The following is a 15,278-nucleotide window of genomic DNA, read 5'->3' as shown; positions in this document are numbered from 1 at the left end:
CTGTCGGCGGAGATCTGTCGCTCTCGCGGAGCGGTCAGGCCGCGCCGTGCGAGATCTGTCGCTTCGACGGTGACGAGACTGGGGTCAGGACAGGCGTGAGCCGGGGCCGACCACGGGGGCGCTGCCGGTGGCCTCGGACAGGATGGTGTCGAACGCGGCCCGAGCGGTGCGGTGCTCGCCGAGCCGGTTCGGCTTGCCGGTGCCGTGGTAGTCGCTCGAGCCGGTGACGAACAGGCCGTAGCGCGACGCCCAGTCGAGCAGGGTGCGCTTGCCGTGCGCGAGGTTCTCACGGTGGTCGACCTCGAGCCCGCCGAGCCCGGCGTCGACGAGGTCGCGGAGCATCGGCTCGTCGATGACGATCCCCCGCGACGAGGCTGCCGGGTGTGCGATGACCGGCACGCCGCCGGCCTGTCGGATGAGTTCGACGCCGCGCAGGGGCGACGGCGCCTCGTGCGGTTCGTAGTAACCGGACGCCGGGTGCAGGATGCCGCGGAACGCCGCGCTCCGGTCGGACTCGAGGCCCCGGGCGACGAGCGCGTCGGCGATGTGCGGGCGGCCGATGGTGGCCCCGGGACTCGCCTGCGCCAGCACGTCGGCCCAGGTGATCGGGTGGTCCGCACCGATGCGGTCGACCATGCGGTGCGCACGCGAGAGGCGGCCGTCGCGGATGCGGTCGGTCTCCTCGACCAGGCCGGGATCCTGCGGATCGACCAGGTAGCCGAGGACGTGCACACTGCGGAAGCCGATGCGCGTGCTCAGCTCGAGACCCGGCAGGAGCGTCAGCGGCAGCGCACGTGCGGACTCCGACGCGTCGGCCCAGCCGGCGGTCGTGTCGTGGTCGGTCAGCGCGACGGCGTCCAGGCCGGCGGCCGCGGCCGCTCGGACGAGCTCCGCGGGTCGCTCGGTGCCGTCGGAGACACTCGAGTGCGCGTGCAGGTCGATGAACGGGTCGGGCACGTCGACAATGCTATCCACAGGTGCGGGGCCGCAGAGGACGCCGGGGCAGCGCGGTGCGATGATGGAGCCATGGCCGACACGACTCCCCGCGCGACGAGCAACCGTTCCACGACCCCCGGGTCCTCGACCTTCAAGGACTTCATCGGGTCCCAGTGGGCCGACCGCGAGCAGACGATCCCCGCGCCCCGCGAGCAGGCCGCCTTCGCCGCCGAGCGTCGTGCGCGCATCTCCGAGCTGCACCCGGGCCGCACGATCGTGGTCCCCGCCGGCCAGGCCAAGGTCCGCTCGAACGACTGCGACTACCCGTTCCGCCCGCACTCCACGTTCGCCCACCTGACCGGGTGGGGCACCGACACGGTCGTCGGTTCCGTCCTCGTGATGACGCCGAACGGTTCCGGGCACGACGCCACGCTCTACTTCCGCGCCACGGCCGGTCGTGACTCGGAGGAGTTCTACGCGAACCCGGAGATCGGCGAGTTCTGGGTCGGCCCGCGTCCCTCGCTCGACGCCGTCGCCGCCGACCTCGGGCTGGCCACGGCCGACCTCGGTGCCTTCCCGGCCGTCGCCGACGGGCTCGACGCCTCGGCGCTGCTGGTGCGCGAGGCCGACGACGACCTGACCCGCACCCTCGACGCGCGACTCGGCAGCGCCGTCGGCGGCGCACCGGAGACCGACGACGCGCCGGCCACCGACGACGTCCTCGCCCGTGACCTGTCCGAGCAGCGCCTGGTGAAGGACGCGTACGAGATCAACGAGCTCCGCAAGGCCGTCGAGGCCACGAAGCACGGCTTCGACGACGTCATCGCCGACTTCGACGCCGTCCTCGCGCATCCTCGCGGTGAACGCATCGTCGAGGGCACCTTCAACCGCCGGGCCCGCGCCGACGGCAACACGGTCGGCTACGACACCATCGCCGCCTCGGGCCACCACGCCTGCATCCTGCACTGGACCCGGAACGACGGCGCCGTCCAGCCGGGTGACCTGATCCTCATCGACGCCGGGGTCGAGGTCGACTCGTTCTACACGGCCGACATCACCCGCACCCTGCCGGTCAGCGGCACGTTCTCCCCCGTCCAGCGCATGGTCTACGACGCCGTGCTCGAGGCGGCGGACGCCGCGTTCGCGATCGTCAAGCCGGGCATCACGTTCCGCCAGGTGCACGCCACCGCGATGGAGGTCATCGCCCGCAAGACCGCCGAGTGGGGCTTCCTGCCGGTCTCGGCAGCAGCATCCCTCGAGCCGGACAACCAGTTCCACCGCCGCTACATGGTGCACGGCACGAGCCACCACCTCGGCCTCGACGTGCACGACTGCGCGAAGGCCCGTCGCGAGATGTACATCGACGGCGTCGTGCAGCCCGGCATGGTGTTCACGATCGAGCCCGGCCTGTACTTCCAGCAGGACGACCTGACCGTGCCCGAGGAGTTCCGCGGCATCGGCGTCCGGATCGAGGACGACATCCTGGTCACCGAGGACGGCGCCGAGAACCTGTCGGTCGGCATCCCCCGGACCCCCTCGGAAGTGGAGGGGTGGATCGCTCGCTCCGGCCGCTAGCCTGAGCGGGTGACGACGCCCGACGCCTCCACCGACGCCCGCACGCCGCAGTTCTCGATCGAGGTCGAGCACTTCGACTCCCCGGACGCGCAGCGACTCCGTGCCGCGCAGCGTCTGGAGATCGACCGCGCCTACGGGGGCGACACCGAACCCGGCGAGAAGCCGACGGCCGACTCCATCGCCGTGTTCTTCGTGGCGCGCGACGAGGCGGGCACCCCCCTGGCGTGCGGCGGGCTCCGGGTCGTCGCCGACGGCATCACCGAGATCAAGCGGATGTACGTCCGGCCGGAGTCCCGCGGCTCCGGCGTGGCGGCCGCGCTGCTGCGCCGGCTCGAAGAGGCCGCGCTCGACCTCGGGTCACCCGCGCTCGTGCTCGAGACGGGGAACGAGCAGAAGCGCGCCGTCGGGTTCTACGAGCGCGAGGGCTTCACGCGCATCGCCAACTTCGGCCCGTACGTCGGTGCCCCGCTGTCGATCTGCTACTCGAAGGTCCTGTAGACCGAGCACACCGAGCCCGAGCACACCGAGCCCGAGCACACCGAGCCCGAGCACGCCGAGCCCACACGCGTCAGGCGCGGTCGTCGCCCTTCGGGGACGACGGGGACGACGGTGCCGGCGGCGTCGCACCGGGCACCCGCTCGCCGTACTGCGGCGGGTCCTGCGGACGACGCTCGGGGATCGCCGGCCCACCCGAGGTGGGTCGGTCGGCGGGGGCGGCGGCTGCCGGGTCCGCGTTCTCCCCGTACCGGGGCCCGTCGTTCGTGCCGTACCGCGGCGGGGCGGTGGGCGCATCCGGCTGCCCGCCGGGGGCCGACGTGCCGGGCTGCTGCGGGCCTCCCGGCTGCTGGTGGGGCGTGGCGTGTCCGCCGTACGGCGACTGCTGCGGCGGGGCGGGACGCCACGGCTGCTGTCCCTGCACGGGCGCACCGGGCGCGCCCTGCTGGGGCTGCTCGTTCCAGTGCGTCGACGGCGTCGCGCCGTGCTCGCCGAGGATCCGCTGCGCCTGGCCGGTCAGCTGCGGGTTGACGACGATCTGGTAGTTCGTGGCGAGCACCTGGTGGACGCTCGTGAAGTCGCGCTGGCGCTTCGTGATCGCGAACGAGACGATGCCGTAGAGCATGCCGAACGCGGCGCCGATGATCGCTGCGGCGAGGATCAGGCCGCCGGCGCTCGGCGAGAACAGGGTGAGCACGATGCCGAAGAAGATGCCGAGCCAGAGCCCGGACAGCGCTCCGGCGATCGCCGCACGGCCGTAGGTCATCTTGCCGGTGACACGCTCGACGGTCTTCAGGTCGTTGCCCACGATCGAGAGCTGGTTGACCGGGAAGTCGGCGTCGGCGAGCTTCGCCACGACGCGCTGGGCGTCGGGGTAGCTGTCGTACGTGCCGAGGACGTCGCCCTTGGGCAGCGTCGGGAAGGCCTGGGCGGTCCTGCCGGCGAAGGGACTCTGATTGCTCACACAGCCATCATTCACCGCACACCTTGCAATCGCACGTGCACCGCCGGGGAAGCGCCACCACGCACACCGACTACGCTGGGTCGGGTGAGCGCCACGAAGGTCTTCGTCGCCCGCCTCGCCGGGTGCTCCGTCTTCGACCCCGCGGGCGACCGCGTGGGCAAGGTCCGGGACGTCCTGGTGGTCTACCGCCGGGCCGATCCCCCGCACGTCGTGGGGCTGATCGTCGAGGTGCCGGGCAAGCGCCGCATCTTCGTCAGCGTCGGCCGCATCACCTCGATCGGTGCCGGCCAGGTGATCACCACCGGGCTCGTCAACATGCGCCGCTTCGAGCAGCGCGGCGGCGAGGTGCGGGTGATCGCCGAGATGCTCGGCCGCAAGGTGCTCATCAAGAACCAGCGGATCCGCGCCACCATCGAGGACGTCGCGATCGAGGACCGCGGGCAGGGCGACTGGGAGGTCGCGCAGCTCTTCCTCCGCAAGCCGAAGACCACGCCGTCGCCGTTCGGCAAGGGCCCGACGACGTTCGCGACGTGGAACGAGGTCACCGAGGACGAGCTCCCCGGCGAGGCCCAGTCCGCCGAGCACGTCATCGCCGCGTACTCCGACCTCGTGCCCGCCGACCTGGCGAGCACCCTGCTCGACCTGCCGGAGGAACGCCGGTTCGAGGTCGCCGAGGAACTCCCGGACGACCGGCTCGCCGACGTGCTCGAGGAGATGCCCGACCAGGAGCGCGTCGAGATCCTGTCGCGGCTCGAGGACGCCCGCGCGGCAGACGTGCTCGACCAGATGCAGCCCGACGACGCCGCCGACGTGCTCGCGCAGTTCTCCGACGAACGGAGCGAGGCGCTCCTGCAGCTCATGGAGCCGGAGGAGGCGCAGGACGTCCGCATGCTCCTGGAGTACGAGCCGGACACCGCCGGTGGTCTGATGACCACCGAGCCGGTCATCGTCTCCGCCGACGCGACCGTCGCCGAGGGACTCGCGCTCGTCCGCCGCCACGACCTCGCCCCGGTGCTCGGTGCCGCGGTGTGCGTCACGCTGCCGCCGTACGAGCCGCCGACCGGCCGGTTCCTCGGGCTGGTGCACTTCCAGCGCATGCTCCGCTACCCGCCGAACGAACGGCTCGGCACGCTCATCGACCAGCAGACCGAACCGGTCCGGGTCGACGCGAGCGCCGCCGAGGTCACCCGCGTGATGGCGACCTACAACCTGCTGTCCGTCCCCGTGGTCGACGACGCCCACCGCCTCGTCGGGGTGGTGACGATCGACGATGTCCTCGACCACGTCCTGCCGGACGACTGGCGAAGTCAGGGCGAGGGGGAACCCTCACCGCTTCCACGCCAACGCCCGCGCAAGACACCCGTGACGACGGGAAGGAGGACCACCCGTGGCCCGAACGGATGAGAACCGTCGCGATCGCGAGCGCTCCGACGTCCGCCTCGACTCCCCCAAGGGCATGCGCACGCGCGTGCTCCCGACCCGGCGCCGCGGCGGACGCGGTGACACGTTCGGTCGCGCGACCGAGGGCATCGCACGTGGCATGGGCACGCCGTGGTTCCTCATCGGCCTCACCCTGTTCTGCGTGGTCTGGATGGGCTACAACACCCTCGCGCCCAAGCCGTGGCAGTTCGACTCGGCAGCGATCGGCTTCACCGCGCTGACCCTGGTGCTGTCGCTCCAGGCCTCGTACGCCGCGCCGCTCATCCTGCTCGCGCAGAACCGGCAGGACGACCGCGACCGCGTGCAGTTCGAGCAGGACCGGCAGCGCGCCGAGCGGAACCTGGCGGACACCGAGTACCTGGCGCGCGAGGTGGTGGCGCTCCGGCTGGCGATGCGCGACATGGCGTCCAAGGACTTCATCCGCGCCGAGCTCCGGTCGCTGCTCGAGGAACTCGACCGGCGCGACGCCGACGACGCCGGGTACGCGAACGAGCCCGGCAGCTCCACCCGTGGCTGACGCGGCCGCCGCGGACGAGCAGCTGGGCACGGCGGTCCTCGCTGCGCTCGGCCGCGTGATCGACCCCGAGATCCGTCGGCCCGTCACGGAACTCGACATGATCCGCGGGGTGGACGTGCAGCCAGGAGGCGCGGTGCGCGTCGACCTGCAGCTCACGATCGTGGGGTGCCCCGCCGCCGACACCATCGAGCGCGACGTGCGCGTCGCCGCGGGTTCCGTCGACGGAGTGTCGTCGGTCGCCGTCGACGTCTCGGTGATGGCCCCCGCGACGCGTGCCGCACTGACCGAGCGCCTGCGCGCCGGCCGGCCGAACGGCATCCAGTTCACGGCGGACTCGCTCACCCGGGTCATCGCCGTCACGAGCGGCAAGGGCGGTGTCGGCAAGTCGACGGTCACCGCCAACCTCGCCGTGGCGCTCGCCCGACGGGGCCTGCGGGTCGGGATCGTCGACGTCGACGTGCACGGCTTCAGCATCCCCGGGCTGATGGGGCTCACCGACGAGCACGGTGTCGCGCCGCGTCCGACCCGCGTGGACAGCATGATCCTGCCGCCCGTCGCCCACGACGTGAAGGTCGTGTCGATCGGCATGTTCGTCGACGACGCCTCCACCGCGGTGTCCTGGCGCGGCCCGATGCTGCACCGCACCGTGAACCAGTTCCTGACCGACGTGTTCTTCGGTGACCTGGACGTCCTGCTGCTCGACCTGCCCCCCGGCACCGGCGACGTCGCGATCTCGGTCGGCCAGCTGCTGCCGCACGCCGAGGTCCTCGTCGTCACGACCCCCCAGGCCGCCGCAGCCGACGTCGCCGAGCGCAGCGGGATCGTCGCTCGGCAGACCGGCCAGCGGGTGATCGGGGTCATCGAGAACATGGCGGGCCTCGTGCAGCCCGACGGCTCGGTCCTGCACCTGTTCGGCGAGGGCGGCGGCGCCGAGACCGCGGCCCGGCTGTCCCGTGGCCAAGACGCCCCCGTCCCGGTGCTCGGCAGCGTGCCGCTGTCCGTGCCGCTGCGCGAGGGCGGAGACACCGGCCTGCCGGTCGTGCTCGCCGCGCCGGAGGACCCCGCGGCCGTCGCACTCGCCGCGATCGCCGACGGCATCACGACCATGGGGCGCGGCCTGGCCGGACGGAAGCTCGGCCTGTCGCTGTCCTAGGCTCGTTGCCATGAGCATGGATCACGTCACCGTCGACTGGGACCGCGCCCGCGACACGAACCGGGCGAACTGGGACGACCGGGTCCCCATCCACGAGGGTGCCTACGCGATCGACGAGCTGTCCGACCCGACGCACCGCTCCGACGTCGTGCGCGACGACCTGCCGGCGCTGACTCCCTGGCTGCCGAACGGATCGCTCGGGGGGCTCGACGTATGCCACCTGCAGTGCCACATCGGCACCGACACCGTGTCGCTCGCCCGCGAGGGCGCCCGGCTCACCGGGGTCGACTTCTCCCCCGCGGCACTCGCGTCCGCTGCCGGCCTCGCGACGCGGCTCGGCCTCGACGTCACCTGGGTGGAGACCGACGTGCTCGACGCCCGCGCTGCGGTCACCGGCGACTTCGACGTCGTCTACACGAGCATCGGGACGATCACCTGGCTCCCCGACCTCGACCGCTGGGCCGCACAGGTCGCCGGCCTGCTGCGCCCGGGCGGCGTGTTCTTCATCCGCGACGGCCACCCCGCGCTCTACGCCCTCGACGAGACCGCCGACGAGCTCGTCACCCGGTACCGGTACTTCCCGGACGGCACCGCGCAGCAGTGGGACGACGCCGGGACCTACGCCGGCGACGGCACCGTCGCGAACACCCGGACGTTCGAGTGGCCGCACCCGCTGTCCGAGATCGTGAACGCCCTGCTCGGCGCGGGTCTCCGACTCCGCCGCCTCGACGAAGGGCGCACCCTGCCCTGGCGCTTCAGTCCCCGCATGGAGGACACCGGCGACGGTTCGTGGGCGTGGCCGGACGTCGATCGTGACCGGATCCCCCTGACCTACACGATCGTCGCCACCCGCGACTGACGACTCGGGCACTCGCCCGTCCACCTGACGCACGCCTGTACGTTCGTTCATGGACAGGTCGTTCCACCCCGGAGCATTATGCAAGGGCATTGCACAATGCCCTTGCGGAATGTGACCGTCAGGGCTCCACCCGTCGGACGAGGACGTCCGGCCGAGGACAGGAGAACCGTGTGAACCAGAACACCCGCGTGCGATCGGGCCTCGTGGCCACCATCGCCGCCGTCATCGTCGCCGGAGGTTCGCTCGCAGCAGCGCCAGCCCTCGCCGCGACGACCTGCGCGACCACCTGGAGCGCCGGCACCGCCTACAACGGCGGAGCCACCGTCAGCGAGAACGGAACGAACTACACCGCGAACTGGTGGACGCAGGGCGACGACCCGGCGACCCACTCGGGGGCGACGGGCAGCGGCCAGCCCTGGACCTCCGCCGGGGCCTGCACCGGTTCCGGCGGCGGCACCACGCCTCCCGGTGGGGGGACGACGACCCCGGGCACGGGCGGGAGCGGCGGCACCGCCAAGGGACTGGTGTTCAGCCCGTACAAGGACATCACCGTGAACCTCGACTGGAACACGAACGTGATGAACACCGCCGTCACCGGCACCCGCATCCCGGTCGTCGGCTCGAGCAACAGCCTCGTGTCCACCCGCGAGCCCGGTCTCAAGGCGATCACCCTCGCCTTCGCGACCGGCACGTGCGGCAGCGAGAACTGGGGCGGTGTCGCGGCGGATGCCTTCGCGAACGCCAACATCCCGAAGCTCGATGCCGCCGGGGTGGACTACATCGTGAGCACCGGCGGCGCGGCGGGCTCGTTCAAGTGCTCGGGCGCGGCGCTGCAGAACTTCATCGCCCGGTACGCCACCCCGCACATGATCGGCGTCGACTTCGACATCGAGAGCGGCCAGTCCGCCGCGGACGTGCAGAACCTGGTGAGCGCCGCTGCCCTCGCCCAGGCGAAGTACCCGGGCATGCGCTTCTCGTTCACGCTCGCGACCCTGGCCGCCAGCGACGGCTCGTACGGCGGGCTGAACAGCACCGGCGACGCCACCGTGAAGGCGATCAAGGCGTCGACCCTGACGAACTACACGATCAACCTCATGACGATGGACTTCGGCCGCGCGACCGCCGCGAACTGCGTGCTGTCCGGCTCCACCTGCCAGATGGGCAAGTCGGCGATCCAGGCCGTCACGAACCTGCAGCACACGTACGGCATCGCGTCGTCGAAGATCGAGGTCACCCCGATGATCGGCGTCAACGACACCACCGACGAGGTCTTCACCCTCGCCGACGTCGACACCCTGTCCGCCTACGCGAAGGCGAACGGCCTCGCCGGGATCCACTCCTGGTCGCTCGACCGGGACACGCCCTGCGCCTCGACCACGGCGTCGCCGACCTGCAGCTCCGTCCCGAGCGCACCGGCGCTCGCCTGGACGGACCGGTTCCTCGCCGACCTGCGGTAGCTGACTGGCGGTAGTCAGCACCACAGGAAGACGGGAGGCCCGGTGCCAGCTGGCACCGGGCCTCCCGTCCGCCGTGTGGTCACGTGACGGGCGTCAGGTCGCTTCCGCGTCGAAGGGTGGCGCTTCCCCCACGGCCAGTGGCACGACGGGAGCCGTCGCACGCACCTTTGACGCGGTCACCTGCGCGGTCTGGACCGCTGCGGCGCTGCTGGCGCCGCCGGAGTCGAGGAGTGCATCGCGGATGATCCGGCGGGGGTCGTACTGTCGCGGGTCGAGCTTCTGCCACTCGATGTCGTCGAACTCTGGGCCCATCTCGTCGCGCATCCGCTCCTTCGCGGTGTCGGCGAACCGGCGGACGGCCTTCACGAACTCGGCCAGTTTCTGGGCGTACATCGGCAGGCGCTGGGGCCCGAGCAAGAGCACGGCAATGATCCCGATGATCAGGATCTTGTCGAGCGGGATGTTCACGTGAGCGAGCCTAACCCGTGCGGCTCGGATGCACCCCTAGAGTTGTCATCCGAACGGAGTGTGCGTGTCAGAGAAAGAGTCGAACTGGAAGTTCGCCGAGGACATCGTCTCGGAGTCCGAGGCGATCGCCCGCGCTCGTGAGCACTCCCTGGAGCTCGGTGTCGAGGCGATCTCGCCCGCGATCGGCGCGCAGATCGGCGTCATCGCTGCAGCGTCCCGAGCCACGAGCATCATCGAGATCGGGACGGGCCTGGGAGTCTCCGGGCTGTACCTGCTCGGCGGCGCGCCGGACGCGACCCTGACCACGATCGACGTCGAGGTCGACCACCAGCAGTTCGCCCGTGACGCCTACATCAGCGCCGGCACCGCCCCCGCCCGGATCCGGCTCATCCCGGGCCGCGCGAACCAGGTGCTCCCCCGGATGAACGAGGCGTCGTACGACGTCGTCCTGGTCGACGCCGACCCCGAGCACGTCATCGAGTACGTCGAACACGGACTGCGGCTCGCGCGCCTCGGCGGGACCGTCCTGGTGCCGCACGCACTGTGGCGCGGACGCGTGGCCGATCCCGTCAAGCGGGACCGGGCGACCACCGACTTCCGGCTGCTGCTCACCGAGGTGTCGACGTCGGGCGCGGTGCGGAGTGCGCTCTCGCCGGCGGGCGACGGGCTGCTGCAGCTGACGAAGGTCACCGCGTAGCGCACGCTGCGTCACCCTCGCCGTCGGTCACTCGAGGTGCCGGAGGTACCGCTCGGGTGATTCGAGGAACGAGCGCTGGTTGCGCACCAGGTCGAGCTCTTCCCACTCGGTGCGCCGGAACCCCCACTCGCCGACCTCGTGGATCGTCGCGCCCGGGAACGCCGCCAGCACCGGCGAGTGCGTCGAGAGCACGACCTGTCCGACCCCGCTGTCGACGATCGACCGCAGCAGCGCGATGAGCGTCAGGCACCCGGAGAAGGACAGCGCCGACTCGGGTTCGTCGAGGATCCAGAGTCCCGGCCACTGCGCGCGGTCGATGACGAAGTCGAGGAACGCCTCCCCGTGGCTGCGTTCGTGGAACACCGGCTCCGGGCGGGAGTGGTTCGGGTGGTCCTCGAGGTAGGTGAAGAAGCCGTGCATGGTCTCGGCGCGCAGGAAGAAGCCGCCGCGGGGCGCACCGAAGTCACGGCGGAGGACGATGTGCTCCCACAGGTCCGACTCGGACGGACGCGTCGAGTGGTTCGCCAGGGTGGAGCCGCCCTCCGGTGACATCCCGAAGCGGAGCGCGATGGCCTCGATCAGGGTCGACTTGCCGACACCGTTGTCGCCGACGAACACCGTCACGGGGTCGAGGTCGAGCCCCTCGTCGAGCAGCTGCCGCACCGGGGGCAGCGTCGCCGGCCAGACGTCGCGCGGCATCGGGTCCGGGTCGCAGTACTCCTCGACGCGGCGGATCGGCATGTGGGTCCTCGGCACCACGCCATCCTGCCGGACGCAGACGACGGGCCCGGCGCGTACACGCTCCGGGCCCGTCGTTCTGGTGCTTTCGACTACGAGGCCGAGACGACCTCAGCGAGTGCGTCATGGAGTTCCTTGGCCTCGGCATCGTTGACCGAGACGACCAGGCGGCCTCCTCCTTCGAGCGGAACCCGCACGATGATGAGTCGACCCTCCTTAACAGCCTCCATCGGCCCGTCACCGGTCCTCGGCTTCATGGCTGCCATCAGATGTCCCCTTTCGTGCAGTACATGCCCGCTCATTATCTCGTATTGATGGGGCAACTGCGAAACCGCCCAGGTTGGGGGTGTCGGATCGGCGGATCTTCGCGGGTTGCGTTCGTAACCTTGGCGGATGCCGAACATCCGCTCCACGCGCCGTCAGTCCCCCAGCGGACGACCCGAGCGGGCCGCGCGGTCCGCGCGGTCCGACGACGCCGTGCCCGCCGGATTGCGGATCGGCGCGGCGTTCACCTGGCGCATCCTCGTCGTGGGTGCCGGGCTCGCGGTCCTCGTGGCCCTGGTCGTGCTGCTGCAGGACATCGTGGTGCCGTTCCTCATCGCGCTGCTGGTCTGCGCGCTGCTCATGCCGATGTCGTCGTTCCTGCAGCGGCACCGGTGGCCGAAGTGGACGGCGGTGCTGTCGAGCCTGGTGGCCCTGGTGCTGGCACTCGGCGGCCTCGCGCTGCTCGTCACCGAGCAGGTGCGGTCCGACCTGCCGTCCCTCGAACGCCGACTCCACCACAGCGTGCAGTCGCTCCGGACCCTGCTCGACAGCGAGCCGTTCGGGATCACGGCGAAGGACGTCGACGGATGGGTGTCGAACGGCTTCGACTACCTGCAGGCGCACGCCTCGACGATCCTGTCCGGGTTCCAGGCCGCCGGGACCGGCGCCGTCCACGTGCTGGAGGGGCTCTTCATCATCGTGTTCACGACGCTGTTCGTGCTCATCGACGGTCCGCGCATCTGGGGTTGGGTCGTCCGGCTCTTCCCGCGCCGTGCCCGCGCACGCATCGACGTCGCCGGGCACGCCGGCTGGAAGACCCTGACGAGCTTCATCCGGGTCCAGCTGGTGGTCGCCGTCACCGACGCCCTCGGTGTGACCATCGGCGCGCTCGCCCTGCAGATCCCCCTGGCGATCCCCATCGGCGTCATCGTGTTCTTCGGTGCGTTCGTCCCCGTCGTCGGCGCGGTCGTCGCCGGTGCGGTCGCGGTGCTCATCGCCCTGGTGTTCAACGGGTGGGTGCCCGCGCTGGTGATGCTCGGGATCGTGGTCGTGGTGCAGCAGCTCGAGAGCCACGTGCTGCACCCGTTCCTGACGGGCACCGCCGTGAAGGTGCACCCGCTCGGGGTCGTCCTCGGGGTCACGGCGGGCACGACGATCGCCGGAGTCGTCGGCGCGTTCTTCGCCGTGCCGTTCATCGCCACCGTCAACGCGATGGTCGTGGCGGCGGCGAACTGGCGGCCGGGTGACCCCGAACCGATGTCAGCGACGGTGCCGAAGCGCGAGCGGAGCGGCCCCGCTGCACGACTCCTGGCTCGCGCCCAGGCCCGGGAGCGCCGCGCCGATCACGGCGGGGTCCAGTCGTAGCCGTCGATCCACCAGCAGGAGTACAGCCAGACCCACTGCAATCCGACGAAGGCCACCACGACGGCCACCCGGTACACGCGTGACCGCGGCAGCGCCACGATGCCGAGCAGCGGGGCGATCGGCACCAGGATCCGCCACGTGCTCGACTGCGGGAAGAACACGGCGAGCAGGTACACGACGTAGGCGATGCCCCAGAGCCGCAGCTCGATCCCGATCCGACGTGCCGCGGGCATGCAGACGAACGCCGCGAAGCCGACGACCACGGCGGCCAGCAGGATCCCGCCGGCCGGCTGGTGGAACCACCAGCCGAAGCCCTGGATCCACGGCGCGAACGGTACGAGTTCCTGCCACCCGATGTACGACGACCGCCAGGCGAGCTCGGTGTCGGTGTACGCCTTCGGCACCCCGGTGACGGCCCAGGCGATCGCCGGCCACGCCAGGCCCACCAACCCGGACACCACCGCGACCACGGCGGGCGGCACGAGCCGGCGCAGGGTGAGCGGCTCCGACGACCGCACCCACGCGGGCCGGATCGCCCATGCGCCGACGAACAGGACGACGAGCAACGAGAAGGCGAGCCCGGTCGGCCGCGTCATGCCGAGCAGCAGCACGACGGGCAGCATCGTCCACCACCGCCGGTCGACCATGAGCAGGAGCGCGACGAGCAGCAGGAACAGCCCCATCGACTCGGCGTACGCCACCTGGAACATCGCCGACACGGGCGCGACGCAGAACAGCACGGTGGCGAAGGTCGCCCGGGCCGGGTCGAGGAAGCGCCCCATCAGGCGGCGGAACACGAGCGCAGCGCCGAGTCCGGCGAGCAAGGACACCGACACCGCGACGAGTTCGAACGACGCACCGGTCAGCAGCATGAGGCCGCGCACCAGGAACGGGTACGCGGGCATGAACGCCCACGCGTTCTCGGTCACGTGCCCTGCCGCGTCGACGGGCAGGGTCGACGGGTAGCCACCGGTCGCGATCACGCGGTACCAGGCACCGTCCCAGATGGACGCGAACGACAGGTACGTCGGGTGCTGGACGGTGAACGAGTTCGCTGCTTGCACGCTCGCGAACGCCTGCATCATCAGTCCGGTGACGAACCGTGCGAGCACGTAGACGACCGTGATGCGGACCCACCACGGCACGACCCGGTACCGGGCGCGCCAGCGGGTGCGTGCAGGGGTCGGCCGGGGGACCCCGGCCGTCGTCAGGCCGTCAGCCACCGACGGAGGCCGGCCTCGACCGCGGTGATCTGCGCGACCGGGACCTGCTCGTCGTCGTGGTGGGCGAAGACGGGTTCACCGGGGCCGTAGTTGACCGCGGGCACGCCGAGTGCCGAGAAGCGCGCGACGTCGGTCCAGCCGTACTTCGGACGGGGCTCCGGACCGCCGACCGCGGCCACGAAGTCCTGCGCGAGCGGGGCGTCGAGACCCGGTCGGGCACCGGCGGCGAGGTCGACGATCGTGACCTCGTACCCGTCGAAGAGCTCGCGGATGTGGGCAACGGCCTCGTCGGCGGAACGCGAGGGCGCGAAGCGGTAGTTCACGTGCACCATCGCCTCGTCCGGGATGATGTTGCCCGCGATGCCGCCGCTGATGCCGACGGCGTTCAGGCCCTCGCGGTACTCGAGCCCGTCGACCGTGACCGTGCGGGGCTCGTAGGCGGCCAGGGTCGCCAGGATCGGTGCCGTCTTGTGGATCGCGTTGTCGCCGATCCAGCTGCGGGCGCTGTGCGAGCGCTTGCCGAACGTGCGGATCTCGGCGCGGAGGTTGCCGTTGCAGCCACCCTCGATCTGCGCGCCGGACGGCTCCCCCAGGATCGCGAAGTCGGCCGCCAGCAGCTCCGGACGGGTCCGGGCCAGACGACCGAGGCCGTTCAGCAGGTCGCTGACCTCCTCGTGGTCGTACCAGACCCAGGTGACGTCGACGGAGGGCTCGACCAGGTCGTACGCGAGCTTGAGCTGGACCGCGCAGCCGGCCTTCATGTCCACGGTGCCGCGACCCCAGAGGATCTCGGTGCCGTCCTCGGCGGTGCGGAACTCGGTCGGCAGGTTGTCGTTGAGCGGCACGGTGTCGATGTGCCCGGCGATCACGACGCGGCGCTCGCGCCCGAGGTTCGTGCGTGCCACGATCGCGTCACCGTCGCGGATCACCTCGAGGTGCGACAGCGGCGTGAGCACCGCCTCGATCGCGTCGGCGAGGGCCTGCTCGTTCCCCGACACCGATTCGATGTCGCAGATGGCACGGGTGATGTCGATGGACGAGGCGGTGAGGTCGAGCTGCTCCGGCATGCGGTCACCTTATCGGCCGCCGCTTGCGTCGCGCTGGCCGACGGCACGGCGGTCCGGGAG

Annotated in this window: 16 protein-coding genes; 9 read left to right on the top strand and 7 right to left on the bottom strand. The window is 71.2% G+C overall.

What is annotated here, in order from left to right:
* Positions 1 to 84: 84 nt before the first annotated feature.
* Positions 85 to 957 carry a PHP domain-containing protein gene (locus ACXKZB_RS05715; RefSeq protein ID WP_396290434.1) on the bottom strand — a complete coding sequence of 291 codons (873 nt, stop codon included), beginning with the start codon at positions 955 to 957 and terminating at the stop codon, positions 85 to 87.
* Between the two features lie 69 nt (positions 958 to 1,026).
* Here ACXKZB_RS05715 and ACXKZB_RS05710 point away from each other — a divergent pair, with 69 nt between their 5' ends.
* The gene (locus tag ACXKZB_RS05710; protein WP_488825116.1) at positions 1,027 to 2,511 is read left to right on the top strand and encodes an aminopeptidase P family protein; all 1,485 of its coding nucleotides are present in this window, start codon (positions 1,027 to 1,029) and stop codon (positions 2,509 to 2,511) included.
* Positions 2,512 to 2,520: 9 nt separating this feature from the next.
* Complete coding sequence (locus ACXKZB_RS05705; RefSeq protein ID WP_123313345.1) at positions 2,521 to 3,009, top strand: GNAT family N-acetyltransferase; 489 nt, start codon at positions 2,521 to 2,523, stop codon at positions 3,007 to 3,009.
* 70 nt (positions 3,010 to 3,079) lie between these two features.
* Here the strand turns inward: ACXKZB_RS05705 and ACXKZB_RS05700 are convergent, their stop codons facing one another.
* Positions 3,080 to 3,970 (bottom strand): YflT domain-containing protein, encoded by an 891-nt coding sequence (locus ACXKZB_RS05700; RefSeq protein WP_488825115.1) that lies wholly within the window; start codon positions 3,968 to 3,970, stop codon positions 3,080 to 3,082.
* A gap of 84 nt (positions 3,971 to 4,054) precedes the next feature.
* On the opposite strand from ACXKZB_RS05700, the gene ACXKZB_RS05695 reads away from it, so the two are divergent.
* From ACXKZB_RS05695 to ACXKZB_RS05675, 5 genes are all read left to right on the top strand, one after another.
* On the top strand, positions 4,055 to 5,374 hold the full coding sequence (locus tag ACXKZB_RS05695; RefSeq protein WP_123313343.1) for a magnesium transporter MgtE N-terminal domain-containing protein: 1,320 nt from the start codon (positions 4,055 to 4,057) through the stop codon (positions 5,372 to 5,374).
* Positions 5,375 to 5,426: 52 nt separating this feature from the next.
* On the top strand, positions 5,427 to 5,927 hold the full coding sequence (locus tag ACXKZB_RS05690; RefSeq protein WP_111085044.1) for a DUF1003 domain-containing protein: 501 nt from the start codon (positions 5,427 to 5,429) through the stop codon (positions 5,925 to 5,927).
* The gene (locus tag ACXKZB_RS05685; protein ID WP_488825114.1) at positions 5,920 to 7,080 is read left to right on the top strand and encodes an Mrp/NBP35 family ATP-binding protein; all 1,161 of its coding nucleotides are present in this window, start codon (positions 5,920 to 5,922) and stop codon (positions 7,078 to 7,080) included. Before ACXKZB_RS05690 ends, ACXKZB_RS05685 begins: the two co-directional genes overlap by 8 nt.
* Before the next feature lie 10 nt (positions 7,081 to 7,090).
* Entirely contained in the window at positions 7,091 to 7,939 is an 849-nt protein-coding gene (locus tag ACXKZB_RS05680) for a class I SAM-dependent methyltransferase (protein WP_488825113.1), read from the top strand.
* Positions 7,940 to 8,109: 170 nt separating this feature from the next.
* The gene (locus tag ACXKZB_RS05675; protein ID WP_488825112.1) at positions 8,110 to 9,396 is read left to right on the top strand and encodes a carbohydrate-binding protein; all 1,287 of its coding nucleotides are present in this window, start codon (positions 8,110 to 8,112) and stop codon (positions 9,394 to 9,396) included.
* Positions 9,397 to 9,489: 93 nt separating this feature from the next.
* Here the strand turns inward: ACXKZB_RS05675 and ACXKZB_RS05670 are convergent, their stop codons facing one another.
* Positions 9,490 to 9,864, bottom strand: a complete 375-nt coding sequence (locus ACXKZB_RS05670; RefSeq protein ID WP_123313339.1) for a twin-arginine translocase TatA/TatE family subunit — start codon at positions 9,862 to 9,864, stop codon at positions 9,490 to 9,492.
* Positions 9,865 to 9,928: 64 nt separating this feature from the next.
* Between ACXKZB_RS05670 and ACXKZB_RS05665 the strand changes: the two genes are divergently transcribed.
* Positions 9,929 to 10,561 carry an O-methyltransferase gene (locus tag ACXKZB_RS05665; RefSeq protein WP_123294100.1) on the top strand — a complete coding sequence of 211 codons (633 nt, stop codon included), beginning with the start codon at positions 9,929 to 9,931 and terminating at the stop codon, positions 10,559 to 10,561.
* 27 nt (positions 10,562 to 10,588) lie between these two features.
* Here ACXKZB_RS05665 and ACXKZB_RS05660 read toward each other — a convergent pair whose 3' ends face one another.
* Both ACXKZB_RS05660 and ACXKZB_RS05655 read right to left on the bottom strand, forming a co-directional pair.
* A complete protein-coding gene (locus tag ACXKZB_RS05660; RefSeq protein ID WP_488825111.1) occupies positions 10,589 to 11,317 on the bottom strand; it encodes an AAA family ATPase in 729 nt (242 codons plus the stop codon).
* Positions 11,318 to 11,391: 74 nt separating this feature from the next.
* Positions 11,392 to 11,565 (bottom strand): DUF3117 domain-containing protein, encoded by a 174-nt coding sequence (locus ACXKZB_RS05655; RefSeq protein ID WP_123673120.1) that lies wholly within the window; start codon positions 11,563 to 11,565, stop codon positions 11,392 to 11,394.
* A 127-nt stretch (positions 11,566 to 11,692) separates the two neighbouring features.
* Between ACXKZB_RS05655 and ACXKZB_RS05650 the strand changes: the two genes are divergently transcribed.
* A complete protein-coding gene (locus ACXKZB_RS05650) occupies positions 11,693 to 12,928 on the top strand; it encodes an AI-2E family transporter (protein WP_488825109.1) in 1,236 nt (411 codons plus the stop codon).
* Here ACXKZB_RS05650 and ACXKZB_RS05645 read toward each other — a convergent pair.
* Together ACXKZB_RS05645 and dapE are read right to left on the bottom strand one after the other, a co-directional pair.
* A complete protein-coding gene (locus ACXKZB_RS05645) occupies positions 12,907 to 14,151 on the bottom strand; it encodes a hypothetical protein (RefSeq protein WP_488825108.1) in 1,245 nt (414 codons plus the stop codon). The two genes, ACXKZB_RS05650 and ACXKZB_RS05645, sit on opposite strands and share 22 nt — an antisense overlap.
* Positions 14,136 to 15,218 (bottom strand): succinyl-diaminopimelate desuccinylase, encoded by a 1,083-nt coding sequence (gene dapE / locus ACXKZB_RS05640; protein ID WP_488825107.1) that lies wholly within the window; start codon positions 15,216 to 15,218, stop codon positions 14,136 to 14,138. The genes ACXKZB_RS05645 and dapE overlap by 16 nt, the downstream gene beginning before the upstream one ends.
* Between the last annotated feature and the right edge of the window lie 60 nt (positions 15,219 to 15,278).

It is taken from the genome of Curtobacterium sp. ABR8 (genome assembly GCF_057812125.1).
The sequence above is the reverse complement of the archived record's forward strand: the minus strand, read 5'-3'. Positions and strand labels throughout refer to the sequence as shown.